Annotated in this window: 27 protein-coding genes and 1 pseudogene; 18 read left to right on the plus strand and 10 right to left on the minus strand. The window is 68.6% G+C overall.

The genetic code is table 11. From position 1 onward, the window contains the following. Positions 1-54 precede the first annotated feature (54 nt). From HNR61_RS44945 to HNR61_RS50370, 8 genes are all read left to right on the plus strand, one after another. On the plus strand, positions 55-1,602 hold the full coding sequence (locus HNR61_RS44945; protein WP_182849275.1) for a hydantoinase/oxoprolinase N-terminal domain-containing protein: 1,548 nt from the start codon (positions 55-57) through the stop codon (positions 1,600-1,602). A gap of 1 nt (position 1,603) precedes the next feature. Continuing rightward, on the plus strand, positions 1,604-2,722 hold the full coding sequence (locus tag HNR61_RS44950) for an S-methyl thiohydantoin desulfurase family protein (RefSeq protein WP_246445096.1): 1,119 nt from the start codon (positions 1,604-1,606) through the stop codon (positions 2,720-2,722). Positions 2,723-2,741: 19 nt separating this feature from the next. Continuing rightward, a complete protein-coding gene (locus HNR61_RS44955; RefSeq protein ID WP_067824381.1) occupies positions 2,742-3,134 on the plus strand; it encodes an OsmC family protein in 393 nt (130 codons plus the stop codon). Next, complete coding sequence (gene cds1 / locus HNR61_RS44960) at positions 3,131-4,195, plus strand: L-cysteine desulfhydrase Cds1 (protein ID WP_182849276.1); 1,065 nt, start codon at positions 3,131-3,133, stop codon at positions 4,193-4,195. The genes HNR61_RS44955 and cds1 overlap by 4 nt, the downstream gene beginning before the upstream one ends. Before the next feature lie 111 nt (positions 4,196-4,306). After that, the gene (locus HNR61_RS44965; protein ID WP_182849277.1) at positions 4,307-4,597 is read left to right on the plus strand and encodes a hypothetical protein; all 291 of its coding nucleotides are present in this window, start codon (positions 4,307-4,309) and stop codon (positions 4,595-4,597) included. A gap of 109 nt (positions 4,598-4,706) precedes the next feature. Next, positions 4,707-5,291, plus strand: a complete 585-nt coding sequence (locus HNR61_RS44970; RefSeq protein WP_220510565.1) for an SMI1/KNR4 family protein — start codon at positions 4,707-4,709, stop codon at positions 5,289-5,291. A 332-nt stretch (positions 5,292-5,623) separates the two neighbouring features. After that, positions 5,624-5,944 (plus strand): hypothetical protein, encoded by a 321-nt coding sequence (locus HNR61_RS50365; RefSeq protein WP_312898409.1) that lies wholly within the window; start codon positions 5,624-5,626, stop codon positions 5,942-5,944. Between the two features lie 30 nt (positions 5,945-5,974). Then, positions 5,975-6,253: a hypothetical protein gene (locus HNR61_RS50370; RefSeq protein WP_312898410.1), complete on the plus strand. Its 279-nt coding sequence runs from the start codon at positions 5,975-5,977 to the stop codon at positions 6,251-6,253. 138 nt (positions 6,254-6,391) lie between these two features. Here the strand turns inward: HNR61_RS50370 and HNR61_RS44980 are convergent, their stop codons facing one another. Continuing rightward, positions 6,392-6,928, minus strand: a complete 537-nt coding sequence (locus HNR61_RS44980) for a DUF7919 family protein (RefSeq protein WP_182849279.1) — start codon at positions 6,926-6,928, stop codon at positions 6,392-6,394. 226 nt (positions 6,929-7,154) lie between these two features. Between HNR61_RS44980 and HNR61_RS44985 the strand changes: the two genes are divergently transcribed. The 7 genes from HNR61_RS44985 to HNR61_RS45015 all read left to right on the plus strand — a co-directional run bounded on the left by HNR61_RS44985 (position 7,155) and on the right by HNR61_RS45015 (position 11,097). Further along, positions 7,155-7,691 (plus strand): NUDIX hydrolase, encoded by a 537-nt coding sequence (locus HNR61_RS44985; protein ID WP_182849280.1) that lies wholly within the window; start codon positions 7,155-7,157, stop codon positions 7,689-7,691. A 368-nt stretch (positions 7,692-8,059) separates the two neighbouring features. Further along, a complete protein-coding gene (locus tag HNR61_RS44990; protein ID WP_182849281.1) occupies positions 8,060-8,404 on the plus strand; it encodes a hypothetical protein in 345 nt (114 codons plus the stop codon). A gap of 121 nt (positions 8,405-8,525) precedes the next feature. Beyond that, positions 8,526-9,035, plus strand: coding sequence for a hypothetical protein (locus HNR61_RS44995; RefSeq protein ID WP_182849282.1), 510 nt, complete (start codon positions 8,526-8,528; stop codon positions 9,033-9,035). 158 nt (positions 9,036-9,193) lie between these two features. Continuing rightward, positions 9,194-9,613 carry a hypothetical protein gene (locus tag HNR61_RS45000; protein WP_182849283.1) on the plus strand — a complete coding sequence of 140 codons (420 nt, stop codon included), beginning with the start codon at positions 9,194-9,196 and terminating at the stop codon, positions 9,611-9,613. A 311-nt stretch (positions 9,614-9,924) separates the two neighbouring features. Then, a complete protein-coding gene (locus tag HNR61_RS45005) occupies positions 9,925-10,611 on the plus strand; it encodes a hypothetical protein (RefSeq protein ID WP_182849284.1) in 687 nt (228 codons plus the stop codon). Positions 10,612-10,613: 2 nt separating this feature from the next. Continuing rightward, complete coding sequence (locus HNR61_RS45010) at positions 10,614-10,826, plus strand: hypothetical protein (RefSeq protein WP_182849285.1); 213 nt, start codon at positions 10,614-10,616, stop codon at positions 10,824-10,826. Between the two features lie 10 nt (positions 10,827-10,836). Next, positions 10,837-11,097 carry a hypothetical protein gene (locus tag HNR61_RS45015; protein ID WP_182849286.1) on the plus strand — a complete coding sequence of 87 codons (261 nt, stop codon included), beginning with the start codon at positions 10,837-10,839 and terminating at the stop codon, positions 11,095-11,097. Positions 11,098-11,112: 15 nt separating this feature from the next. On the opposite strand, the gene HNR61_RS45020 is transcribed toward HNR61_RS45015, so the two are convergent. Then, positions 11,113-11,451: a transposase gene (locus HNR61_RS45020; RefSeq protein WP_344457270.1), complete on the minus strand. Its 339-nt coding sequence runs from the start codon at positions 11,449-11,451 to the stop codon at positions 11,113-11,115. Between the two features lie 290 nt (positions 11,452-11,741). Next, positions 11,742-12,725 carry a phosphotransferase family protein gene (locus HNR61_RS45025; protein ID WP_312898411.1) on the minus strand — a complete coding sequence of 328 codons (984 nt, stop codon included), beginning with the start codon at positions 12,723-12,725 and terminating at the stop codon, positions 11,742-11,744. A 950-nt stretch (positions 12,726-13,675) separates the two neighbouring features. On the opposite strand from HNR61_RS45025, the gene HNR61_RS45030 reads away from it, so the two are divergent. Next, positions 13,676-14,530, plus strand: a complete 855-nt coding sequence (locus tag HNR61_RS45030) for an Imm49 family immunity protein (protein ID WP_220510566.1) — start codon at positions 13,676-13,678, stop codon at positions 14,528-14,530. Between the two features lie 789 nt (positions 14,531-15,319). On the opposite strand, the gene HNR61_RS45040 is transcribed toward HNR61_RS45030, so the two are convergent. The 4 genes from HNR61_RS45040 to HNR61_RS45055 all read right to left on the minus strand — a co-directional run bounded on the left by HNR61_RS45040 (position 15,320) and on the right by HNR61_RS45055 (position 19,431). Then, on the minus strand, positions 15,320-15,598 hold the full coding sequence (locus HNR61_RS45040) for a hypothetical protein (protein ID WP_220510567.1): 279 nt from the start codon (positions 15,596-15,598) through the stop codon (positions 15,320-15,322). A 363-nt stretch (positions 15,599-15,961) separates the two neighbouring features. Further along, positions 15,962-17,134, minus strand: a complete 1,173-nt coding sequence (locus HNR61_RS45045) for a low temperature requirement protein A (RefSeq protein WP_182849291.1) — start codon at positions 17,132-17,134, stop codon at positions 15,962-15,964. Positions 17,135-17,175: 41 nt separating this feature from the next. Beyond that, on the minus strand, positions 17,176-17,937 hold the full coding sequence (locus tag HNR61_RS45050; protein WP_182849292.1) for a group II truncated hemoglobin: 762 nt from the start codon (positions 17,935-17,937) through the stop codon (positions 17,176-17,178). Between the two features lie 297 nt (positions 17,938-18,234). Continuing rightward, a complete protein-coding gene (locus HNR61_RS45055) occupies positions 18,235-19,431 on the minus strand; it encodes a serine hydrolase domain-containing protein (RefSeq protein WP_182849293.1) in 1,197 nt (398 codons plus the stop codon). Positions 19,432-19,724: 293 nt separating this feature from the next. On the opposite strand from HNR61_RS45055, the gene HNR61_RS45060 reads away from it, so the two are divergent. Beyond that, positions 19,725-20,483, plus strand: coding sequence for a GbsR/MarR family transcriptional regulator (locus HNR61_RS45060; protein WP_182849294.1), 759 nt, complete (start codon positions 19,725-19,727; stop codon positions 20,481-20,483). Positions 20,484-20,510: 27 nt separating this feature from the next. Here the strand turns inward: HNR61_RS45060 and HNR61_RS45065 are convergent. The 3 genes and pseudogenes from HNR61_RS45065 to HNR61_RS45075 form a co-directional block, all read right to left on the minus strand. Then, positions 20,511-21,410 (minus strand): annotated as a pseudogene (locus tag HNR61_RS45065) (IS982 family transposase). A 54-nt stretch (positions 21,411-21,464) separates the two neighbouring features. Beyond that, positions 21,465-21,716 carry a transposase gene (locus tag HNR61_RS45070; protein WP_182849295.1) on the minus strand — a complete coding sequence of 84 codons (252 nt, stop codon included), beginning with the start codon at positions 21,714-21,716 and terminating at the stop codon, positions 21,465-21,467. A 153-nt stretch (positions 21,717-21,869) separates the two neighbouring features. After that, positions 21,870-22,295, minus strand: a complete 426-nt coding sequence (locus HNR61_RS45075; protein ID WP_182849296.1) for a hypothetical protein — start codon at positions 22,293-22,295, stop codon at positions 21,870-21,872. Between the two features lie 372 nt (positions 22,296-22,667). Between HNR61_RS45075 and HNR61_RS45080 the strand changes: the two genes are divergently transcribed. Continuing rightward, the gene (locus HNR61_RS45080; protein ID WP_246445119.1) at positions 22,668-24,908 is read left to right on the plus strand and encodes a Tn3 family transposase; all 2,241 of its coding nucleotides are present in this window, start codon (positions 22,668-22,670) and stop codon (positions 24,906-24,908) included. Positions 24,909-24,937: the final 29 nt, after the last annotated feature.

Consider the following 24,937-nt stretch of genomic DNA (forward strand, 5'->3'; position numbering starts at 1 on the left):
CCGACCGACCGGTCCGTCGGCGACACCCGCCCGAACGAAAACCACGGAGGACTCATGCATATCGGCATCGACGTCGGCGGTACGAACACCGATGCCGTCCTGATGGACGGGGAAACCGTCCTCGGCTCGGTCAAAAGAGCCACGACCGAGGACGTGACCGGCGGCATCGTGGACGCGCTGCGGGCGCTCGGCGAGACCAGCCCGTTCCGGCCGGCCGACATCGCCGCGGTGATGATCGGCACGACGCACTTCACCAACGCCGTCGTCGAGGGACGCGACCTCGCGCCCACCGCCGCGATCCGGCTCGGGCTGCCCGCCGCCTCCGGCCTTCCGCCGCTGACGGACTGGCCGGACCGGCTCCGTACCGCCGTCGGCGACCACGTCTACCTCTGCCACGGCGGCCACGAGTTCGACGGCCGCGAGATCTCCAAGCTAGACCGGGACGAGCTGGCCCGGATCGCCGACGACCTGGGCCGGCTCGGGGTCCGCACCGCCGCGATCTCCTCGATCTTCTCTCCCGTCAACGACGAGATGGAGCGCGAGGCGGCGGAGGCCCTCACCGAGCTGCTACCCGGGCTCCGGGTCTCACTGTCGCACGAGATCGGACGGATCGGGCTGCTGGAGCGGGAGAACGCGACGATCATCAACGCGTCGCTGCTGGAGGTCGCCGGCCGCATCACCCGCGGGTTCACCAAGGCGCTCAAGGGAGCCGGGCTCGATGCCCCGCTCTACCTGTCGCAGAACGACGGGACGCTGGTCGACGCCGACTTCGTCCAGCGCTACCCGGTCGTCACGTTCGCAGCGGGACCGACGAACTCGATGCGGGGCGCGGCGCTGCTGTCCGGCCAGGCCGACTGCGTGGTGATCGACATCGGGGGCACCACCACCGACGTCGGCGTCATCGCCGGCGGCTTCCCGCGCCCGGCCACGACCGAGGTGGACGTCGGCGGCGTCCGCACCAACTTCCGGATGCCGGACGTCGTGTCGATCGGCATCGGCGGCGGCAGCCTCGTGGACGTGGGCGACGAGGTGGAGGTCGGCCCGCGCAGTGTCGGTTTCCGGCTCACCAGCAGGGCCCGCGTGTTCGGTGGCGACACGCTCACCGCCACCGACCTCGCCGTCGCCGCCGGCATGACCGAGCTCGGCGACCCGGCACGGGTCGCGCGACTGGACCGCGACCTCGTCCGCCGCGGGCTCGATCGCATCGCGACCCGAATCGCCGCCACCGCCGACATGATGCGCACCTCGCCCGAGCCGCTGCCCGCCGTGCTCGTCGGCGGCGGCAGCGTCCTGCTGCCCGACCGGCTGCCCGGCTTCGACAAGGTGATCCGCCCCGGGCACTTCGCCGTCGCCAACGCGATCGGCGCCGCGATCGCGCAGGTCGGCGGCGAGATCGACCGGATCGTCACGCTGGAGGGCCGGTCGCGGGCCGAGGCGCTGGAGGAGGCGCGGGCCGGGGCCGCCGAGAAGGCGGTGCTCGCCGGGGCCGACCCCGGCACCGTCCGCGTCCTGGAGGTGGACGAACTGCCGATCGCCTACCTGCCGGGCAACTCGATCCGCGTCCGCGTGAAGGCCGTGGGCGATCTGAAGCTGGGGGACTGAGATGACCGACATGCTCACGAACGACATGCGCACGACGGGCCAGATCTGCGCCGCGGACCTGCCCGACATCGCGCGGGGCGCCGCCCTGCTCGGCACAGGCGGCGGCGGCGACCCCTACCTCGGCCGCCTGCTCGCCGAGCGGGTCCTGCGCGAGCGCGGTCCCGTGGACGTGGTGCACCCGGAGCAGCTGCCAAACGACGCAGTCGTGGTCCCGGTCGGGGTCATGGGCGCGCCGACGGTGATCGTGGAGAAGCCGCTGGCCGGACATGAGTTCCGCGGCGCGCTGGAGTCGCTCGGCGCGGTGCTGGGCCGGCCCGTCACGCACGTGGCGTGCCTGGAGGCGGGCGGCCTCAACTCGATGACGCCGATCATCACCGCGGCCGAGACCGGACTGCCGCTGCTGGACGCCGACGGCATGGGCCGCGCCTTCCCCGAACTGCAGATGGTGCTGCCCACCCTCGACGGGATCTCCGCGAGCCCGATGGCGATGTCGGATGAGAAGGGCAACACCGTCGTCCTGCGCACCGTCGACAACGGCTGGTCTGAGCGGCTGGCACGCTCGGCGACGGTCGACATGGGGTGTTCGGCGGCCATCGCGTTGTACCCGATGACCGGCGCGCAGGCCCGTACCGCACTCGTCCCGGGCACGCTGACGCTGGCGGGGCGGCTCGGAGAGATCCTGCGGGTGGCGCGCGCCGAGCACGCCGACGCCGCCGAGCGCATCGTCGAACAGATGGGCGGCACCGTGCTGTTCCGCGGCAAGGTGGTGGACGTCGAGCGACGCACCGAGCGGGGGTTTGCGCGCGGGCTGGCCACCCTCGCAGGCACCGGCGCCCACGCGGGCACCGAGATGATGCTGGCCTTCCAGAACGAGCATCTCGTGGCGCAGGTGGCCGGCCAGGTCGTCGCGTCGGTGCCCGATCTGATCTGCGTCCTGGACGCCGACACCGGCGAGCCGGTCACCACCGAGGCGATGCGGTACGGGTTCCGCATCGCGGTGCTCGGCCTGCCCTGCCACCCCCGCTGGCGGTCCGAGGCAGGTCTCGCCCTCGCCGGGCCGCGCTACTTCGGCTACGACCACGACTTCGTCCCGGTGGAAACGCTCGCTGCGGCTCGCTGAGCCGGATTGGAGAACGATCATGGAAACGACGGTTCACGTCAGGCACGACGGCGGCACCAACCTCACGGTCGGCAACGGACGGGCCAAGGTCACCACCGACTGGGGTCCCGAGGACGGCACGTGGATGGCGACCGAGCTGTTCCTTGGCGGGCTGGCCTCCTGCATGCTCGCGACGCTCGTCCACTTCGGCATGACGAACGGGATCGCGGTCGAGGGCACGACGGTGGAGGTGTCGGCCGACACCGTTCCCAAACCGGTGCGCTTCGGCACCATCAACGTCACCTACACCTTCCCGGCCGGGCTGACCCAGAAGGAGATCGACACCCTGGTGCGGGCGGGGAACCGCTGCAAGGTGCACCACACGATCGCCGAGCACCCCGAGTTCGTCGTCAAGGCGGTCACCGCGTCATGACGCCGGATCCCGCGGCCGCCTCCTCCTGGACGGAGGAGGCGGTCCGCCTCATCGAGGCCGACGCCAACCGCAGCGCCGACACCCACCTGCACGCGTTCCCGCTGCCGCGCGCCTGGGGCATCGACCTGTACCTCAAGGACGAGTCGGTGCACCCCACCGGATCGCTCAAGCACCGGCTCGCCCGATCGCTGTTCCTGTACGGGCTCTGCAACGGCTGGATCGGCCCTGGAACCACGATCATCGAGGCGTCCAGCGGCTCGACCGCCGTCTCCGAGGCCTACTTCGCCCGGCTGCTCGGCCTTCCGTTCGTCGCGGTGATGCCCGCCTCCACCAGCCCCGAGAAGATCGCGATGATCGAGTTCTACGGCGGCCGGCCCCACCTCGTGTCCGATCCCACCACGATCTACCAGGAGTCGGAGCGGCTCGCCGCAAAGACCGGCGGCCACTTCATGGATCAGTTCACCTACGCCGAGCGCGCAACCGACTGGCGCGGCAACAACAACATCGCCGAGTCGATCTTCCAGCAGCTGCGCGAGGAGCTCCACCCCGTCCCCGCCTGGATCGTCGTCGGCGCCGGGACGGGCGGGACCAGCGCCACGATCGGACGGTACCTGCGCTACCGCCGCCATCACACCCGGCTCTGCGTCGTCGACCCGGAGAACAGTTCGTTCTACCGAGGCTGGAAGCAGCGCGACCCCGACCACGCCACCGGCCTCTCCTCACGCATCGAGGGCATCGGCCGCCCCCGCGTCGAGCCGTCGTTCGTCCCCGCGGTGATCGACCACATGATCCAGGTCCCGGACGCGGCCTCCCTGGCCGCGATGCGCCACCTTCACCGTCTCACCGGCCTGCAGACCGGCGGCTCCACCGGCACGAACCTCTGGGGCGCCCTGCAACTCGTCGCGGAAATGCGCAAAACCGGCGAGAACGGCTCCATCGTCACCCTCATCTGCGACCGCGGCGACCGCTACGCGGGCACCTACTACAACGACACCTGGCTGGCGGCCCAGGGCTTGGACATCGCCCCCTACACAGCCGCCCTGGAGAAACTCCTCACCTGACCTGTCTCGGCGAGCATGGCCCACTCGCCCGCCACGCCAGAAGTCCTGCCACCAGCCACCGCGGCAACGAACACACCGACCTCACAACCATCGCCCCAGGAACCGCCAGGCATGACGGACAAGGCGCGGATCGCCTCGGCGCCGTTGCCGTGGTGGCGGGGCATCGACCTGGGACATGGCCTCCATGAGACGCGGCAGGTGTGCGGCGTCGCACAAGCAGCGACGGCCAGCGCGACCACCGGGCAGCCGACGGATCCGGAAGGCGACGCGACCCTCTTTGGGCCGAATGCTCTCCTCTGGCTCCGGCAGCCGAAACGGCGAACAGGGTCGGTTGGTGCGGATGCGCTGACCCGGTGGTGGCTCGGCTGGGCGAACGGGCTCCTGAAGAACTGGCCCAGCTGATCGAAGCTCGCCGATACGCCCTCGGCTACGGTCTCAAGCCCACCGCTCAGGCCGGGGCATGCTTGTGCTCCTGCGTTTGCTCTTCCCTGTCTGTGATAGTCAAGATCACGTGAGTGCGGTATCGACGCTGTTGGACGAACTTTCAGCGCTACTGCCCCCGCCGGCCGCCCCGTTCATGGGCAGCAGAAGCTGGCAGGAGGTGTTCGCCGAACTGGGAACCAAGCTGCCCGCCGATTTCGTCGCGCTGATCGAACGCTACGGAAACTTCCACATCGTGGTCCAGGCGCGAGACGACCACGGCCGGCGCATCCCCACCGAGTATCTGGGCGTGCGGGATCCGCGCGCGGAGCGATCGGTGAGCTGGGCCCAGGCGGCGATCTACCGCGCCGAACGCTTCCAGGCCCTGCCCCCGCTCGACCGAGGGCCGGACCTGTGGCCGGCTCCGGGCGGGTTTCTCGGTTGGGGCGCCACTACCAACGGCGAGTGGCTCGGATGGCTCACCCAGGGGCCTTCGGATGAATGGCCGGTGGCCATGACCCGAGCCGGTGACCGATGGCTGGATGAGATCGCCGCGATCTCCGCGACCGAGTTCCTGGTGAACTGGCTGACCGGCGTTCCAGACTTTGAACTGCCTGATCTCAGCGCCGACTCACCGGAGGCGCCGATCGAGTGCCGCGCTCATCCCCTCTCCTGACCCTGCCGGTCTGGTTCCGTGCCGCATGGGCGCGGTTCGTGGCCGGTTCAAGGTCGTAGTGGCGCCTGTCCAGAGGGCGACGGAGCGGGCGATGAGGATGAGGCGCTTGCAAAGCAAGCGGGACGCTGGCACGGCACCGCGTCGGCACGAGCCGACCATGACCCGCACGGCTGGCCGCTTGCCAGCCACAGCCGTGCTGGGCTGCTGGCCAACCTTGGAAGCAGGCCGAAGAGGGTCCGGGTTGCCGGCGTGTCTTCACTCACAGTCACCTCGCGGTGACTTTGCGGTGTCACGATCCTTGTCGAACGTCCTCCCGCTCGAGAGGATCGCGCATGCGCAGGCTCCCCGCCGTCCTGCTGTTCACCGCCCTGGCCGCTTCGGCTGCGGTCGGTGCCGCACCGACCGCAGCTGCGGCACCACCTCCCCCGCCGGACGCCGCGACCCCCCGCTCCCACCTGGCGTCGCTGACAGTGGCCGCCGAGGGCCCGTCGACCGGCTACTCCCGCGACAAGTTCCCGCACTGGATCACCCAGTCCGGGACATGCAACACCCGCGAAGTCGTCCTCCAACGCGACGGCAGCGGCGTGGTGACCGACTCCTCCTGCGCAGCAGTCTCGGGCACCTGGCGCTCGCCATATGACAGCGCCACCTAGACCGCGGCCTCCGACGTCGACATCGACCACATGGTGCCGCTCGCCGAGGCATGGCGGTCGGGTGCCAGTTCCTGGATCACCTCGCGGCGGCAGACCTTCGCCAACGACCTGACCAGCTCGCAGCTGTGGGCGGTCACCGACGACGTCAACCAGGCCAAGGGCGACAAGGGCCCGGCCGAGTGGCTGCCGCCGTTGGCCTCGTTCCGTTGCATGTACGCCCGCTCCTGGGTGGATGTGAAGTACCGCCACGACCTGACGGTCGACTCGGCCGAGAAGACAGCGCTGGCTGGCGTGCTCAGCGGCTGCTGAGCTGCAGGAGCAAAGACCAGGTGTCCCGCCTTCTGCGAAGGCGGGACACCTTGGCCCGTGCCTTGCTCATAGGGCATGGCATGCAGGCCCGCCATGCCAGCGCCCGTGCGGTTGCCAGCGCCGTGCCCCAGGGGCCGTTCAGATCCAGTTCTGCGAGGTGTCGGGGTCGGCGAGATCCAGAACGCTGGCGCCATCGGGCACGTGGGGGAAAGCGATCACCAGCCGGTAGCCGTCCAGGATCCAGCGCAGGCTGTTCCACTCGCCGACACCGACTGCCCGCACCGCTGTGGTGAACTCGGCAGGAGGCTGGTAGCCGTGTACCGCGACGTAGTGGACGATCAGCGACGGGGCGGCGTACACGACACCGGGCCGTCCGGGAATGCGGATCTCCCAGCTCCCCAAGGGCGGATACTCCCTCGGTTCGTCGCACAGGTCACACTCGTGCCTGCCCAGGCAGGCGTTCACCATCTGGATGTCGGCGATGGCCGCCAGCTTGTCCGCCAGGTCCAGCGGGACCGGGCCGGTGGGGTAGGGCTGTCGGTCCTCCAGCCAGCCGACGTTGAGGCGCCGGTAGGTCGCCGGCAGGACCAGGCATTCCCCGTCGGGCGACGTCATGTCAGTGAAGCGGTCATCACCCTGCTGGTAGCTGTAGTCGGTGAGATCGGCGAAATGCACGGATGCATCTTCTCCGTCGGCTACCGGACTGCTTACCGGGACCCCGACCCCAGAGCCCGATCATGCGGAGTGCGACAACAGAGCCCGATCATGCGGAGTGCGACAACTTCTCACGAGAACGCGGCGGGGCTCCACACCCGCACCCTTGTAGCACCGTGAACCCCGGTCGCGTTGTCAGCCCGATCGCGTGCTCGGCCGCGGACGCGCGGGCGGGATACTGGCCGCCATGACGTCCTCCCCTGGCTCGGCTTCGCCGTTCTCCCGTATCAAGATCCGTGTCGGTGCGCTGGTGTTCTGCGGCGACGAGGTCGCGCTCATCCGCCGCGATCGCCCCGAAGCAAGCCACTTCGTCCCACCTGGCGGCAACGTCGAACCCGGCGAAGACCTGCTTGCCGCGCTGCGGCGTGAGCTGGCCGAGGAACTCGACCTGGCCCCGTCCCAGGCCGGCGAACCGGAACTGCTGTGGGTGATCGACCAGATGGTCTCCCGTCCCGGAACCACTCCACCACCGCGCAAACTGCACCTGATCTACCGGCTCCAGATCCCCCCTGAGGTCCGCGACACCCTGGCCGCCCAGGAGTACGACGAGGTTCCCGGTGGCCACGAGATCGGCCTGATCCAGTGGGTTGACCACCGCACCACCGCCAACCTGCCGGTCTTCCCCCCGATCGGCCCGGCACTGGCCGCACTGCCCAGCCCGTTCGCCGCGCTGCCCGACGCTTCTCTGCCCGCCGTCACTGACGACAACTATGTGTGGGTGTAACCGCCCTTGGGTGCGGCCCGTCCGCAGGGACCCATTGAACTGGGCAAAGCGATCCCTGCGGCAAGCCACACCCATCAGGCCTTCTGACGCCTGGTCTTCTGCCCGTGCCGGGCGGTCGACGGCCGGATACCTTTCCGGCGATGGCGGTTGTCCTGCAACGGGCTGGAGGCGCGTACGAATGACGATTGTCAGCCCTGATGCCAGGTGTGTGCTCGGGGAGAAGTTTGTGGCGGGCGTGTGCGTCTCGGACATGTACCAGCCGTGGCGTTCGGTCGTTGAGGGCGGGTGGATGGCGGAGCAGGGGGCGGTGCTGCTGGCCGCCTTTCGCCGCTCCTAATTTTGGGAGCCGGTCACGGTTTCCCGGGGCGGTGGACTGGGAGTTGGCCGTCAACGGGCGGGGTGTTCCCGATGAGGACATCACCGCGCGCGGGGACCAGCAGGTCCGGCTGTTGATGCGCCGCGGGGTCGCTTTTGCCTGGGAGGCTCTGCACGCGCTCGGCATCTCGGTTCCCGGGCACGCGATGATCGCGCGCGTGTCTGCCAGCGAGGTGCTGGCCAGCCCTGGCGAGTTCACCGGACATGTCACCTTCTTCTCCGCCGCGTTCGCCGACGCCATGCGCGTGGGACACGCCGTGGAGGGCGAGGGGATACAGGTCTACCTGTTCAGCGAGCAGTGCGCGGAGCCACTGGCGGCAGGCACAGCGAGCGCATGAGGCAGGGAAGCGGGTGTGGCACCTTCTTGGCGCCCCACCTGCCCAGCTCAGCGACTTCTTCAGGACGAGCTGCACCCAAATCGGATTGCTGATCTCAGCGCGCCGTCCAACGCTTGAGGCCATGCAGACGCAGCGGCAGGACGTTGACCGATTCTGCGATCCCGGCGTCTGGGCGCAGCAGTTCACCAACCGGGTCCTGGTGCATTGTCCCAGATGCGATGAATGCGCGATCGTGATGAACCATCTGGATGCCGCTGCACACATGCAGGCGGTCCTGGTTCCGCCGGACACAGCTCCCCCAGAGTTCGGGTGCCGTCTGCGTTGCCCGAATTGCGGCCTGTTCAAGGACGAGCAGCGTGTGCTGAGGCGACCGTGGCGTGATCCTCACGCCGGGTTTGTGTTGTGGCTGCGGGCCGCCTGCCGCGGACGCACTCTGTGGGCCTACAACCTCGATCACCTTGCTTTGCTGGAGTCCTACATCGCAGCCCGCCTGCACGAGTCCGGCCCCGACCCCGACGGCATGCTGCCAAGGCTGCCAGGCTGGTTGATCTCGGCCAAGCATCGCGATGAGGTGCTACGCGCTGCCCGACGGCTACGCGTTTCGGTACCGCCCTACGCTCAGGACACCTGACCACTCGGGGCACGGGTACAGCACCTGCCGGTGACCTATCTGCCCAGCTCAGCGCGCTCCTGAGAACGTACCGGGCTCTTACCAGACCTCCGATGGCGCAAGGCGTCAAGCGCACTAAACGATTAGCGATCCGATCAAGTCCCGGAAGACTCACCCTCATGACACCTGTGGAGCTGATCGAACGCTGGCGGCAGATCGTCATCATCAAGTCTGAACCGTGGGTTTTGTTCGCCCACGGGACCTGCCTGTTCGTGCCAGAACCAGTAGGCGATCTGCAAGCTCACGCGATCGAAGTGCTCCGCGAGCATGGTCCGGTCCCTGCCGGGACGCCCGCACGAGCTTTCGGGATCATCGAACTTCCCCCTCAGCACGGCTTGGGATGGACGGTCACCGGGCTCTACCCCGGTCTCTACAGCTACGTCAATCCTGATGGGGTTGCCGACAAAAGCCACGCTGCGGTCCTTGCGCATGCACAAGGGGCACGCAACCAAGACAGCGCCCAGCTACAGGTCATCCACATCGAGCGTCACGCGCATCGGGCTTGCCCTGCCCGCCGTAGCCGGCCAAAGCACAGTTGACGGCACTGCCCGGCAGGTAGACCACCTGCCGCTCGTGGTTGAACAACAGCGCGATCGGCAAGCCCGGCGGTCGAGTCAGGGACATCGACGGCCCAAACGAGCTGATCCCCTACAGCCACCACGTCGGCAAGCAACGCCAGCAACTCGGCCTCATCGTTGCCCACCCGCCGCGACGGCACCGAGTTGGAGATGACAGCACCGCCGACCCGATCCCGCTGGGACAGCACAGAGGGACGGCAAGTCCGCTCCCGCCCGCACCGGCTGGTTTCCGCGCACGGCAGCCCACCGCGTCTGAGAGCATGGAGATCGCCATGACCACTCCCCCCAACCTCCCCCACGACGGGCCCGGTCCTGGGGCGCGGGTGCCGTACTGGTGCGACCCGCATCCCGCCGACACCGACCTGCTGCCCCGCGACGGCCGCCGCCATCTGGGTGTGCTGGAGCAGGTGGTGCGGCGCCAATGGGACCCGACTACCACGCGACCTACGCCGGAGGTGATCGCGGCGATCGATCGGCTGGCGGCGCTGCCCGGTCCGATCGCGACCCAGATCGCCCAGGCGCTCACCGGCGGGCTGTGGGTCGGGCACGGCAGCGTGCCAGGCCTGGACCACCTGGCGCACCTGGCCGGGCAGCCGGTCGGTCCGGGTGCGGCGGTGACCTGGGATGCGATCCCGGGGGTGACAGTGTGGCAGAGCCGCACCGTGGCGGTCGGCACCGGCGCGCACGTCAGCGCCTCGCTGGTCGACCATGAGATCGGGCATGTGATGGAGCGGCTGCGCGGCGCGGCCCAGACCCCCGAATGGGACACGATCATGTTCCGGTGCCGGCCGCTGCTGCGCGTGGAGCGCTGGCAGGATCCGCACGAATGGTGGGCCGAGGCCTGGGCCATGGTCATCACTCGCCAGTTCGGCTGGCTGCACCGCACCTTGAGCGAGCATGAACCGGTCACCGCAATAGTGGTCAGTTACTATGTGAGGCACTACGGGCTGGAGGTGTGACCATGAGCCAGACGGTGATCCGCGAGGGCCGGTTGCTGCTGGTGGCCGACGCCGGCTGCGGCGCCGCCACCCCTGTGCCCACCGACCACCCCGACTACGAGCGGCTGCGCGCCACCGCCTTGGACCTGGACGCCCTGGCTGCTCCGCACCCCGGCGATGAAGCGCTGACCGCGCGGCTACGCGCGCGCGTCACCGACACCCGCCGCACCGCCTGACCCGCCGCCGATGGTGTTCCAGGAACAGTTCGACCCCCAGTACTGGGTACGGGCCGAGGCGATGCTGTCGGAGGGCTTTTGCCCCGACTGCGACCGCCCCATCGACAACCGCGCCATCACCGCCGACCGGGCAGGCACCACAGTGGAGTTCACGGTGCTGGAGTGCGTGCCGTGCCAGACCGAGTGGACCCCCACGGCCGTGTTCGACCAGGGGCCCGGCTGGTGGCGGGAGCGACGCCTGGAAGCGCTCATGAATGAGCTGAGACGCTAGGTCATGTCGTAAAATTCACATCCACATCAGCACGGCGGCCAGGGTGATGGCGGCCTGGCAGGACGCGACGGTCTCGTCGTAGCGGGTGGCGATGCCGCGCCAGTGTTTGAGCTGATTGAAGCAGCGCTCCACTACGTTGCGACGCTTGTGGACCTTGGGGTCGAAGCTTGGGGGGCGTCCACCGCGTGAATCGCGCCGGGCCCGGCCCGCCGCCTGGTCGACGCGTTCGGGGATCGTCGCACTGATCCCACGCCGCCGCAGATACGCTTGGATCGCCCGGCTGCTGTCACCCTTGTCGGCCACCAAATGACCGGGCCGCGTCCGAGGCCGCCCCGGGACCGCCCCGGCGCCCAACGATGGCGCCTCCTGCTGATGGCGGTGGCTGGGCCAGCACCCGTCGGACTCTTCCGTCAGGTCCCTCAGGAACTACAACAGGTGATCTTGGCGCAGGGCCACTGGCCCGCGCGAGGCCACCGCTACCAGCGGGCCGCCAAGGTCCTGCGGCACGGCGGTGTGGTGGACGTGGCCGAGGTACACGACCCTGCGATGAGTGTTGAGTCCTGGATACCCGGCCTGCTACCCCAGCCTCAGTGAGAACAGTGCAGCTGATCGACAACGGTCAACCACCGGCAGGTGTCCTGCGATCAGCACCCACTGGTGCGGTGCGCGACCCACTGGCAGGCCGCCTGGCAGGCGCGGGCCTGGTGGGCGCGCAGATGCGGCGCGCCGGATGGAGTTGGCGGCCAGGACATGCGCGCCCAGTATCCGGCGAAGGCGATGGCGTAGCTGGTGATGACCTCCTCTTGGACGCCCAGCTGCGCCAGCGGCTCGGCGACCACGTGTTCGGCGGCGGCGGCAGTGTGGCCGGCCAGGATGAGATGGGGAATCAGGTCGACCAGATCGATCCAGGGACTGCCCTGGTAGGGCTGTGCCCAGTCGATCAGCCACACCGCCCGGCCCGGGGTCTGGTCCCCCTCAGTGAGGAGCATGTTGTCGGCGCGCAGATCACCGTGCAGCAGCGTCGGGCCGTCGGCGGCGGCCAGCCAGGCGCGCTCGCCGTCGGCCAAGGCGGGCAAGTGGCGGCGAGCCCAAGCGTCCAGGTCAGCGGAAGGATGATCGGCCAGCGCGCGCCAGCCGTGGACCAGGTCGCCCAGCTCCTGGATGGCGGGCGGGGCAGCCGGCCAAGGGTTGGGGGTCAGCATGGCGGCGGCGCGTTGGAGGGCGGCCACGACCCAGGGCAGGTCGGGCGAGCCGGGAGCAAAATCGGGGTAGCGGCCGGGCAAATCCTGCAGCATCAGCAGCAGCCATCCGGCGACCTGCTGCGACCACAGCAGCCGCGGCGCCGGGGCGGTGGGCGGTAGGGCGGCTGTGGCCTGGGCTTCGAGGCGGTACTTGGCGGCCAGCGCGGGGACCTGGGTGGTGTTGATGCCTTTGACGAACACGCGCTGCCCACCGGCGCTGCGGACCCGTGCGGCCAGATCCGGGGTGAAGCCGCCGTGTTGGTCCTGCACCCAGGTGACCGGCAACCGGGTCAGTTGGGACTGCAAGAGGGTGACCGCCGCTTCGGAGCGGCTAGCAGGACCGAGCCGGGCGAAGTGAACATCGTAATAGGAAGGGTAGATGATCACTTGCAGCAATAGCAAGCCTTCCGGTATCCCATATCAGATCACACGTTCACATTGCTGCATCCAAGGTGCGTTGACTTGTCCTTTTGATTGGTTCCCCGTAATTTCACAATCCATCCTGGACTATCCAATTTAACGCTTTACAGGATGACCACGTGCCCATACTTTCCAGCTATGCCGGCATTGGCTCTCCGGAGGGCAACGTCACACTTTTTCGGGGCTAAGCCATACCCAACACACTTGAAGCCGTTGCACTTGAGTCCCGACCTCATATTCTTGGCGTGCCCGGGTGCACCTTTCAACCCTAGAATCTTCCCGCAGAGGACGCACTGACAGTGGACAGCTTTTGCGGAAACTCCACTTTTCGGGGCGCTGACCGTTTGGCTTGCGAAGCCGGAAGCCGGAATTCCTGTATCGACCACTAGGGCGCCTGAAGTAACCGCTACAGCCATTGAGTGTGACATTGCCAGTCCGGACACGATCAGCTCACTGATCCACGTATTCAAAGATTTAAACCGAAAGTCACACCGTGGCCGCCAGTCGACGAACTTTTCGATCAGCATCAGCGAGTCGAGACTGATCGATGCGTTCGTGCGCCTACCGCTGGTGCGGCAAGGGCCTGGTTTGAACCTTGCCAACTTCCGCAGGTGCCTCACGGACAGCCGCTTCCGCTAGCTCGGCGGGGTAGCGTGCAGGGTCCTGGTCCGAAGCTGGTTCCGCGGCTCGTTCTGGAGGTCGGGTGGACGGCGCGCGCGTCCCGCCGCCCGGCCGACTATCATCACTGCTGCGATGTGCCTGCCGAAGAAGACCGGTGACGACCTGTACGGCTATGACCGCAAGTCCGACACCGTGCAGGTGAACCGGCACGACCACGCCCGTGTCCCACCCCTTGTCTAGAATGATCAACACGTGCCTGTGAAGAGGGGGTCGAGATGCGGATAGAGAGACGCCGGGTGGATGAAGCCGTGTTGACGGCGGCCCGCGATGGCTTCGCCGAGCGAATCGGGGCCGAGTGTCACTCCATGGCGAAGGCCGGCCCAATCGGAGCCTACGAGTGGTGGCGGATCTCGAACAAGTTCCTCAACTATCTGGGTGCTCTTTCCGTCGCGCTCCCCGAGCTCGACGCTCCGGAGGTCAAGGCGGTCCTCGATAACGCCGCCGAAGCCGCCGCTGGTGGCGTGCAGTGCGCCGCTTACGTGGGCAACACCACCTTCTTCGTCTTCCTTGACTATGCGAACTTCGGGATGGACTACCAGAGGGAAGCCTCGGACGGCCCAGATCCTGTCTCCGCCAATCAGTGGCTGGACGCCTTTTGCCTGGCGATCCTCTCCGAGAGAGTGGAATGGCATGGCGAGGCATTCCACTTCGCTCGGAAGAAGCTCGATGGCGAGATGGTCGGCAAGCCCAACGTCGAGCTGGTCAACGGCCTGATGGCCTATGTCATCGGGGACACGGGGAACGAGTGCGCCGACTACCCGCCGTCCAGGGAATCGGTGGTCGTCGCTATCGACACCGCGCTTTCCCGAGTGCAGGTGGGGGAGGGATATCTCGACCTGCCGCACCGCACCGCACTGTGCGCCCTGCGTGCCTTGGCCGCCGGTGACCGGGAGACCTTCGTTACCGAGTTGACCGAGTTGCTGCTCCAGTACCGCGCCGTGCCCGACCCCTTCGGCGAGCCTCGGGTTCTGCTTCCCCTCCTACCGCTCGCCCTCACCGCTCTGGCCTACCGCCGCGAGGGTTGGCAACCACCCGTCGAGACCGACTATCTGCCGCGCACGCTGATCACCGGATGCTGGACCGGTTCTTGAGCGACCTTGGTCTCCGTCACCCCACCACCGACCGGCCTAAGGCGCTGTTCGGCTTTGGCGAGCGCCGGAAGAAGGCAAAGTGACCATGGGCGAGTCAGCCTGCTCCGAATGTCGCCGCGAATCCCTTCCTGGTCAAATTGCTATGCTCCTCGGCGCAACGGCAAGGCATCGCAGACGGATGTTGACCACACCACCGATGCTCACCATTACCTCACCGGCGGCGGTCGTCGAGGCCCAGCAGGCTGGTGACCTCGGCGATCGCCTCCGGCGAGGGATGGAAGTAGCGCCGCACGTTCTCAGGCTTCTTGTGCTGGAACCCGACCATCAGCATCAGCAGGCTCGCGCCGCCCTCACCCAGATAGGTCAGCGTCGAGTGCCGCAGCTCGTGCGGATCTCAGCCGGTACCCGCCCCATCGAGCGCGGTGTGCGTGTCCAGCAGCGCGGCCTGCCGTAGGACAGTCGGACGCATCCGGTATCGGGACAGATATCGCGCGGAGTGAGCACCTTGCCCGGTCCGGGGCAGCGGTGGGTGATGAACACCGGCCCGCAAGTGCGGCCCTTGGGCAGATGCGGCAGCAACCGTGCGGTCCCGGCGTCCCAGTAGACCGTCTCCAGGACAGGTCCTCGATGTTGCCGTCCAGGACCTCCTCGATGCGCGCCGCCGTCTCGTACAGCATCCGGTACAGCGTCTTCTCGTGCAGCGGCAGGTCGCGCCGCGACAGCAGCCGTTCGATCGTGGTACGGCTGACGGCCTTGGTGTGATCGACGTGCTTCTGGTGCTGTTCAGCGTCAGCGGGCAGCGGGACAGTCCCCTTCTTCCCGGTAGTGCGCCGGGTCAGCCAGGAGACGGCAGCGGCCCGATTGCGGTTCCAGGTCGCTGGGGCGCCCGCTCCACAGCGCAGTGAGGGCCTCGCCGGTGTCGGTGACATCGGCCAGGAGCCGGTCGCGGCCGCCGCCCGCCGCGATGGTCCGGTCGATCGCCAAGGCGTAGGCACGACGGGTGTTGTCGTTGGCGACCCGGTGGGTGGGCAGGAAGGCGTCGGCCGCGTCGCCGAGATTGATCGCCACGCTGCGGGTCGCGGTCGCTTTCGCGGCTGTCACCGGTCACCGTCCGGCGCGGCGGCGATGTACCGGATAACGTGCCCGGGTCGCGCATCGGAAGCGGGGACGCATCCCCGTTGCGTCGTGATCGCTCGGCTCTCATGTACGTGATAGTGATCTGATGTCATGTGCATGGAGGGGGTCCGCCAGGTCGTATGTCAGAACCATCGTGCTCAGGCCTTGTCCGCACACCGTCGCGTCCCGCCTGCGCCTCGTCGAGCGCCCTGACCTTGGCTGGTGAGTGCGCCGCATCGGTTTTGGGTCGGCCTCGCTCCGCCACCGGGTAGGCGGGGAGTCGACCAGATGGTGGGCGCGTGGTGGGTGTGGTGATCACCCGGGCTTAACTGCTCCGCGGTCCGGTGGGCGGCGGTCCCGGAGAGCGACGGCGCCGACGACGAGCACGGCCGTGATCGCAAGGGCGAGGGGTGGCAGGAGTGAGGGCGCGAGGAGGGCGGCCAGGCCGGTCGCGACGAGTATGGCGATGGCGGTGATCTTGTCCGGCGGCAGGTCGCCGAAGACGGCTCGGTGGAAGGCCGCGTGTCCGGCCAGGAACAGGACCGGCCCGCCCAGGACGGTGAGCACGGTGCCTGCCGTGGTCGCGCCGAGCGGGTGGGCGATGGCCAGCTCGTCGCCGACGGCGGTGACGATGATGCCGGCCACGATGGGGATGTGGCCGTAGGTGTAGGCCGAACGGCCCAGCCGTCCCGGGTCGGTCGAGGCGGCGATCTTCTCAGCGGCGGCTTCGGCGGCTTTGTCGAAGTACACCCACCACATGGCCATGCTGGTGAGGAAGGCCACGGCGAACGCGGCCACGGTGGCCGCCGACAGGTGGTCGCCGCCGGCCAGCGTCAGGCCGGTGATCAGGATGGATTCGCCCAGGGCGAGGATCACGAAGAGCTGGCAGCGTTCGGCCATGTGGCCGCCGTCGATGACCCACTCGGCGGTGCTGGACCGGCGCAGCGACGGCAGCCGGTAGCCGTGCCAGGGCGCGGCGTACTCCACGGCCAGCGCCGTCACCCAGGCCGCCGCCTGTACGGGGCCGCCGGCCAGAGCGCCGCCGATCCACAGCAGCGCGGCGGCCGCGTGCCAGATGAGGATGAGCCGGAACAGGTGCCCGTTCGGTGTGTTCCGTGCCGCGATCGCGACCACCGCCGAGCGTCCTACCTGGAGGGTGACATAGGCGGCGGCGAACCACAGGGCGCGTGCGCCGAACGCCTGCGGCACCGCTGCTGCCATGGCCAATCCCGCCAGCATCATGCCCGCCAGTGTCAGTCGCATGGCGGGATGGTCGGGATCGCAGTAGTTGGTGGTCCAGGTGGCGTACATCCAGGCCCACCACACCGCCAGCGTCAGCAGCAGCGTCTGTGCCGCCCCGGCCAGCCCGATGTGGCCCAGGAGCAGGTGGGACAGCTGGGTGATGGCGAAGACGTAGACGAGATCGAAGAAGAGCTCGATGGGCACGACCTTGGCGCCGTGCCCGCGTGGTCGCAGAATTGTTGCCATGGGGGTCCTCAACTGGTCGAACTGCCGTTGGAGGCGATGTCTCAGCCTTGGTAGGGCGGGGCGACGCCCCAGCCCCAGTGCGGCATCGGGGCCTGCTCCGTGGGGGTGACGCCGGGTTGGGAGTTGGTCAGGGCCAGGCGGGTGCCCCATTCGATGTAGCCCATGAACGCGGCGCGGAACTCGGGGTCGTCCGGCAGGCCAGCCGCGTCGGCGGCGTCGGCCAGCAGGCTCACCCAGCGGCGGCGCTGGGTCTCGGTGATCGCCCTATTGCGGTGCATGCCAAGCATGTGCGGATAGCCGCCGCGCTCGCCGGTGTAGCGTGCCGGGCCGCCGAAGACCTCCGCCAGCCACATCGCCACGTAGCGAGGGTGGCCTGGGTCCATGTGCGCGAACAGCGGCCCCACCAGTTCGTCGGCCAGGACCGTCTCATAAAACCGCTCGGTGAGCCGTTCCAGGGCCTCGGCCCCGCCCAGCCACTCGTACAGGGTGGGGACCGAGCTGCCGTCGCCGCGCACCGCAGTTGGCGCGTAGTGGCGCATCTCCTCGATCATTCCGACATAGGGCTTGATCTCCGCCAGGAAGGCGGGGAACAGCTCTCCACCTCTGAACCCTTCCAGGTGGTCCTTGGTCGAGGTCCAGGTGATCCGCAGGATGTAACAGGCGGGCTCGTCCACGCAGCGGCTGAGCTCGTAGTCCACGCATTGTGACGCTTGCGCGAGAAGACGGGCGGCCGTGCCGTAGGCCTCCTCGAACTCCGCCGAGCGTTCGTCGGGAATGCGGTAGCGGATGTACTCGACGATCATTGGATCCTTTCGGTGGTTGATAGTGATCTTGACGTAGGCACATGCCAGCGAAAGCGGAGGTGCGGGCTGGCCCAAGACCCGTAGCGTTCGGGCACACCCTGTTAGGGCGCCCCGGTGCGGAGCTTCCCCACGATTCCGTTGGACATCAGCATGGGCAGACCACGGGAAGGGGCTCATTTTTGGTCGGCAGCGTCCGGAGCCTGCCCTTCTCGGCGGCCTGCCACAGCGTCTATTGCTGTCCCTGGGCGCGGTCGCACGCGCCCACCACTAGCGGTGGTGGACCCGTCGAAGCGTCGCCTATGCCTTGGTGCAGAACTCGGCGTCAAGGGCCTTGGTGAAGGTGTCGATCGGGTTGTTCCAGTCGCCGTTGACGTTCTGGGCCATCATGTGGCGCCCATCGCGGGTTCCGTAGGTGAAGGAGAACGAGCCGTTGATCGCCCCACCCATGCCCCAGACGGTGGTGCCGCAGGGCAGCTTGATGGAGGACACGCCCAGCCCGTAGGTGGTGTCGGGGATCCACTTGCCCTGGGGCGTGGCGGCGGTGGCGAACATCTGGCGCTGCTGGGCCGGCGGCAGCAGCCAGCCTCGCAGCAGGGCCTGGAAGAAACGCGTGAGGTCTCCGGTGGTGGAGACCATCCCGCCCGCCGCCCAGGAGGTCGAGGCGCTCATCTGGGTCACGTCGTGGACGGGCGCGTCGGCCTGGGGCACCGAGTGGGTGGAGTAGTGCCGGGCGTGGGGTCCGCGCAGCTGGGTCTCATTGCCGGGCACATAGGTTCCGGTCAGCCGCAACGGACGGATGATCCGCTGGTCGACCTGCTCGGCATAGCTGCTGCCGGTCACCCTCTCGATGATCATTCCGGCCAGGATGTAACCGGTGTTGGAGTAGGCCCAGTCCATACCCGGGGCATAGTCGGGGGCGTGACCCATGGCGATCTTCACCAGTTGCTCGGGGGTGTAGCGGTCAAAGCGGTGCCGCATGAAGGCCGGGCTGTAGTAGCGGGTCAGCATGGCGGGGTCCAGGGAGTAGTTGAACAGTCCGCTGGTCATGCTCAGCAGGTGCCGGATGGTGATCTTGCGGCCGTCGTTGCCGTTGCCGCGCACCAGGCCGGGCAGCCAGCGCTCCACGGTGTCGTCCAGGCCGAGCCTGCGTTCGGCGGCGAGCTGGAGGATCACGGTGGCGGTGAAGGTCTTGGTGGTGCTGCCGATCCGGTACCGCTCCTGCGGCTGGCGGGCGCGGCCGGTGGCGGTGTCGGCGACCCCGGCGGCGCCGAACCGGCGCTGGTGACCCTCGCGGATCTCCACCAGCATGCCGGGCACCCCGCCCTCTGCCACCGCCTGCTCCATGACCCGCCGCACCTCGGGGCGGACGGGCCGCGCGCCCTCGGCCGCGGCCGGCGCGCCCAGGGTGCCTACCGCCAGCGCGCCGGCGACCAGCGATCCGGCGCCGCCCCGGGTGGCGCGGGAACCGAAGACCTTGGGGGTGAAGTTCGCCATCGTGACTCCTCATACGACGGGGCTGGTCCGGGCGTTCTTTGCCTCCGACCCGCTCCGTGATCTTTCGGACGAGGGAAAGCTAATTTGCGTTCACGATGTAGGCAACAGTTGTGCGCATGCACATAGTGCATACTGCAAGCTAGATAGAGAGAAACTCTTGCATCCAGCTTGCCGCTTAACGCAAATCCGCAGCGAGCTGTTTGCGTTGAGGTGGAGACGGATGCATACTCGCCCGCAGGTGTCCGAGAGCGTTGGTGCTCAACGGCCGACGTCGAGCGGGTAGGTGAGTGCGCGTGTCGGGAGGCAGGCTGTCCCTGAATGACCGCCAGCAGATCGCCGCCGGGCTGGCCGAGGGGCTCTCCTACTCCGACATCGCCCGCAACCTGCAACGGCCGGTCTCGACCATCACCCGGGAGATCTCCCGCAACGGCGGCCCGAGCGGCTACCGCGCCCACCAGGCGCACCAGGCGACCCAGCGACGCGCCCGACGCCGTACCACGGCCCCGGCCAGACCGCCGTCCACCCCCGCCGACACCGCCCACGGCCGTGATCCCCACGCGGTGCTGGCCTTCGCCGAGCGGTTCACCGACTTGCTGGCGCAGACGGGGCTGCCGCCCATGATGGCCAAGGTGCTGGTCTGTCTCTACACCACCGATTCGGGCGGTCTCACCTCCGCCGGGTTGGTCCAGCGCCTGAGGGTCAGCCCCGCCTCCATCTCCAAGGCCGTCGGCTACCTCGAAGAGCAGCAACTCATCCGGCGCGAGCGCCACCCCCGGCAGCGGTCCGAGCACTACGTCATCGACGGCGACGTCTGGTACCGGGCCATGATCGCCGCCGCGCAGGCCAACGGCGTGATCGCCGAGGCCGCCCAGCAGGGCGCCGACATCCTGGGCGCCGACACTCCCGCCGGAACCCGCCTGCACGACATGGGGCAGTTCCTGCGCCACGTCGGCGAGGACCTGGCCCAGGCCGCCGAACACTGGCGCCAGATCTTCTCCCCGTCCCCGGCGAGCGGACCCGACGATCTGGAACGGCCGGCTGATCCCGCCTAGATCGTTGATGGGAAATGTTGTGGCTGGTCAGTGGTCATAGGCGATCAGGGACCGCTTGACGGGCGCGTCGATGAGCCGGTTGTGCCAGATGGCGGCGTTGAGTGCCACGACGCGCTGGCACACGCGCGCCCACAGCCCTTCGGTGGTGCGGGCGGCGTGACGTTCCAATCCCGGCTGGTTCCTCAGCGTCCAGATCACCGCCTCGATGCGCTGGCGCAGCCGGCCGGGGAACACCGCCACCGCAGGGTCGGGTTCATCGGCGTGGGGTGGGCGGACCAGCACATGGCCCAGGTCGGCGGCGGCCTTCTCCACCTCGGTCCCGGCGAACCCTTTGTCGCACACGATCGGGCAGGGGCCGGGCGCGGGTGGTTGGACGTGCGGCAGGTGCACCGCCTGTTTACGTTCGTCCAATTCCTTGGGGTGGGCCAGGTTGAAGGAGCACACCGCCCCGTCGGCGGTGGTGATCAGCAGCAGCTTGGCGCCCCAGTAGAAGGCGTGGTGCGATTGGTCCATGCCATAGCCGGCGATCGGGTCCAGATCTGAGCGGTTGACGGTGGTGCGTGAGGCGCCGCAGCGCATCGGGGCGCCGTCCATCAACCGCAGCCGATCCTGCCAGGACGGGATCGAGCGGGCCAGCCACGCCGCCGCGGCCAACAGCATCGGGGCGGCATCGCGCAGATGCCGGTTGTATTCGGACTGACACGGCAGATGCGAGAACAGGTGCCCGATCCGGGCCGGGGCCAGGCGCAGTCACCGGCGCTCGGCATCACACCTCAACAGGACCTGGGCGACAGCCACGCAGACCAGCTCGGCATCGGTCAGCAGCCGGGGGCGACCTGGCCGCCTCCGCTGTTACCGCGAAGGCAGGACGTGATCGTCCAGGTGAACGTAGAGTGCGGTCACAAGGGCGTCCAAGTCAGTTTTCACACACCGACCATGGGCACCCTTCGCCATGCCCGCATCCGGTTCAGCAATTTCCCATCAACGATCTAGGTCGACGTCGCCACGGGCCCCCGTCTCGGCGATCATCGCGTTCATCACGGTTTCGAACACCGCCTGGCGGGCCCAGGCCCGGAACCGGTCGTAGATCGTCGACCAGTTGCCGTCTTCGGCGGGCACGTCCCGCCACGGGCCGCCGGTCCGAAACCTCCACATCATCGCGTTGCACTGATTGCGCAGGTCGGGGTCGGCCCGGACGCCCCCAACGGCAGGTGCGGCTCGATCAGTTCCCATTCGGCACCAGTCGCATCACCGTGCGTCATACAACGGCGATGGCACCCCCTCCCGCCCCGACGCGGGCGGAGCCACTTGGTTGTGACTGATCTGGACTACGAACAGGCCCCAGGACTGACGCTCGGACCCGCACGTCGGTCCGGTTCTACCTGCTTAGTTGAAGACTGTGACCAGGAGTACGGCGATGGTGACCAGGATCGCCAGCGCCGCTTGGAAGGCATAGCCGATCTTTGTCTGCCGGGTGGCCAGGTACTGGGCCGAGGCGGCCTCTGTCGGCCGCTGCGGATCATAAACGATCGTGAAAGTGTCACCCACGTACGGGACCGGGCGGGGGGTGTTGATCACCGCGGCCATGGGGCGTCCGTCCACCTGCCGGTAAGTGCACCGGATGAAGTGGACCAGGATCCCGCGCCGCGCGATGCGCTCACGGCACACCGCCTCGGTCTCGATCCCGCGCCGTTTCAGCCGGTTGTCGCGGAGCTGCGTCGGTAGGGAGAGCAGGACGAGCGTGGTGAGCGGCAGGCAGATGAAGCCTATGGCCGTCGCGGCGACCGAAGTGCCTGACATTGCCGCACTCATACGACCTCCGCATACGCCCATGTCGCTGGAACGGTGCGCAGCTTACAACTCATAGTCCCACGGACTGGCGCTTGGGCGGCGGCGGGGAGGCCGCCGGGCTGCGCGCGAGCCCCGGCGACGCGTTCTGAGGTGGCGCTAAGGGGATGTCTCACGTGGTGAGTTCCTTTAGCAGGTAATGATGGCGGCAAGAGTGAGGAAGGCGGCGAACAAGCGGCCGTGGCGTTCGCAGCGGACGGCGAGACGGGGGTTGAGGAACAACGGAACGGAAACCGGCACTAAGCGCTCTGGGTGGCTTGTGGTGTTTTGACCTGGGGTTACTTGTGTCCGAACCTTCAGCGGTCGTGTTGATCGATCGTCTGGGGGTTGTCGGTCATGCCGGTGGAGTTCCTGACTGATGAGCAGGCCGCCCGGTACGGGGCGTTCGCTGGAGCGCCGTCGCGGGTGGAGTTGGAGCGGTTCTTCTTCCTGGACGATGCGGACCGGGCGCTGATCGAGTCCAAGCGCCGCCCGCACAACCGGCTGGGGTTCGCGGTCATGCTGACCTGCGTGCGGTTCTTGGGGGTGTTCCCCGAGGACCCGGTCGGCGTGCCTACCCAGGTCGTGGACTACCTGGCCGAGCAGCTGGGGATCGAGGACGCCTCGGTGCTGAAGGCCTACGGGGAGCGGGAGAACACCCGGCTGGTGCATATGCGCGAGTTGCGCCAGGTGCTGGGGTACCGCGACTTCGCCGAGGTCGAGGGTGAGTTGCGCGAGTGGGTGGACGCGCGGGCGTGGACGACCGGGGACGGGCCCAAGACGTTGTTCGACGCGGCGGCGTCCTGGCTGCGGGAGGGGCGGGTGCTGCTGCCGGGGGTGTCGAGGTTGGCGCGGCTGGTGGCGTCGGCGCGGGAGGCGGCCAACCAGCGGTTGTGGGAGACCCTGTCTCAGATGTTGAGCGTCGGGCAGCGGGCGGTGCTGGACTCGCTGCTCCAGGTGCCGCCGGGCGCGCGGGTGTCGGAGCTGGACCGGTTGCGGCGCGGGCCGGTGCGGGTGTCGGGTCCGGCGATGACGCGGGCGCTGGAACGCGCCGCCGAAATCGCCGCGCTGGGGGTGGGTGAATTGGATGTGTCGGCGGTGCCGCCGCGCCGGCTGGCCGAGCTGTCGCGGTACGGGGTCGACGGCAAGGCCTCGTTGCTGCGGCGGCACACCGACACGCGGCGGCTGGCGACGCTGCTGGCCACGGCGGTGCACCTGACCACGCGGGCGGTCGATGACGCCCTGGACCTTTTGGACGTGCTGGTCGCGACCAAGCTACTGGCGCGGGCCGAACGGGAGACGACCAAGGAGAAGGTCAAGACGTTGCCGCGGGTGGAGCGTGCCTCGGCCAAGCTGGCGGCCGCGGTGCAGGTGCTGATCGAGGCCACCAGCGAGCAGATCGACACCAGCACCGGGGAGGTCTTCCCACCGGCCGTCGACAGCGTGGCGGCGGTGTGGGAGCGGATCGAGGCAGTGGTGCCGCGCCGGGAGCTGGCGGCGGCGATCGCCACGATCGGGGAGCTGACCTCGCCGCTGGATTCGGACGCCGATCAGGCATGGCGGGCGCAGCTGGTCACCCGGTTCGCCACGGTGCGGCCGTTCCTGGAGCTGCTGACCAGCGTGGTGGACTTCGGCGCCACGCCCGAAGGATTGCTGGGGCGTAAGAAGGTCGCCCCGGCCGAGATCGACACCGAGCTGCTGGTGGGGTCATGGCGGCGGCTGGTGCTGTCGGCCCCGCACGCCGAGCCGGGGACGGTGGACTGGAAGGCATACACCTTCTGTGTGCTGGAGCAGTTCCACCGGATGCTGCGCCGCCGGGAGATCTTCGCCCGCAACTCCTCGCGTTGGGGTGACCCGCGCGCCAAGCTGCTCAGCGACGCCGCCTGGGAGAAGGCCCGGTCGATGGTGCTGGCCAGCCTGAACCTGCCCGCCACCGCCGGTGAGCACCTGGCGGCCCGGGCCGAGCTGCTGCACGCCACCTACACCGAGGTCGCCGAGCGGCTGCCGGCCAACTTCCAGGTGCACTTCGGCGAGGACGGACGGCTGCACCTGGCCGCGCTGGAGCCCGAGCCCGAACCGGCGTCGCCGATCGAGCTGCGGGCGGCGGTGAACATGCTGCTGCCGCGCGTGGACCTGCCCGAGGTGCTGCTGGAGGTGTTCGCCTGGACCGGCGCCGATGCCGCGTTCACCTCCCTCACCGGCGGGGAGGCCCGGCTGGCCGACCTGGGCACCACGATCGCGGCGCTGCTGGTGGCGCACGGCTGCAACGTCGGGTACACCCCGGTGGTCGGATCGGCCGAGCCGTTGACGCGCGACCGGCTCTCGCACGTGGACCAGACCTACCTGCGGCACGCCACCTACCGGGCCGCCAACGCCGCGCTGATCACCGCGCAGCAGTCCATCGAACTGGCCAGCGTATGGGGCGGCGGGCTGGTCGCCTCCATCGACGGGATGCGGTTCGTGGTTCCGGTGCCGTCGGTGTACGCCCGGCCCAACCCCAAGTACTTCGGCCGGCGCGGCGGCGCGACCTGGCTCAATATGATCAACGATCAGGCTGCCGGACTCGGCGGCAAGGTCGTGGCCGGGCCCCCCGCGTGACTCGCTGTATGTGCTGGACGTGCTGTACG

The sequence above is a fragment of the Actinomadura kijaniata genome, from assembly GCF_014138665.1.
In the GTDB taxonomy this organism is placed as follows: domain Bacteria; phylum Actinomycetota; class Actinomycetes; order Streptosporangiales; family Streptosporangiaceae; genus Spirillospora; species Spirillospora kijaniata.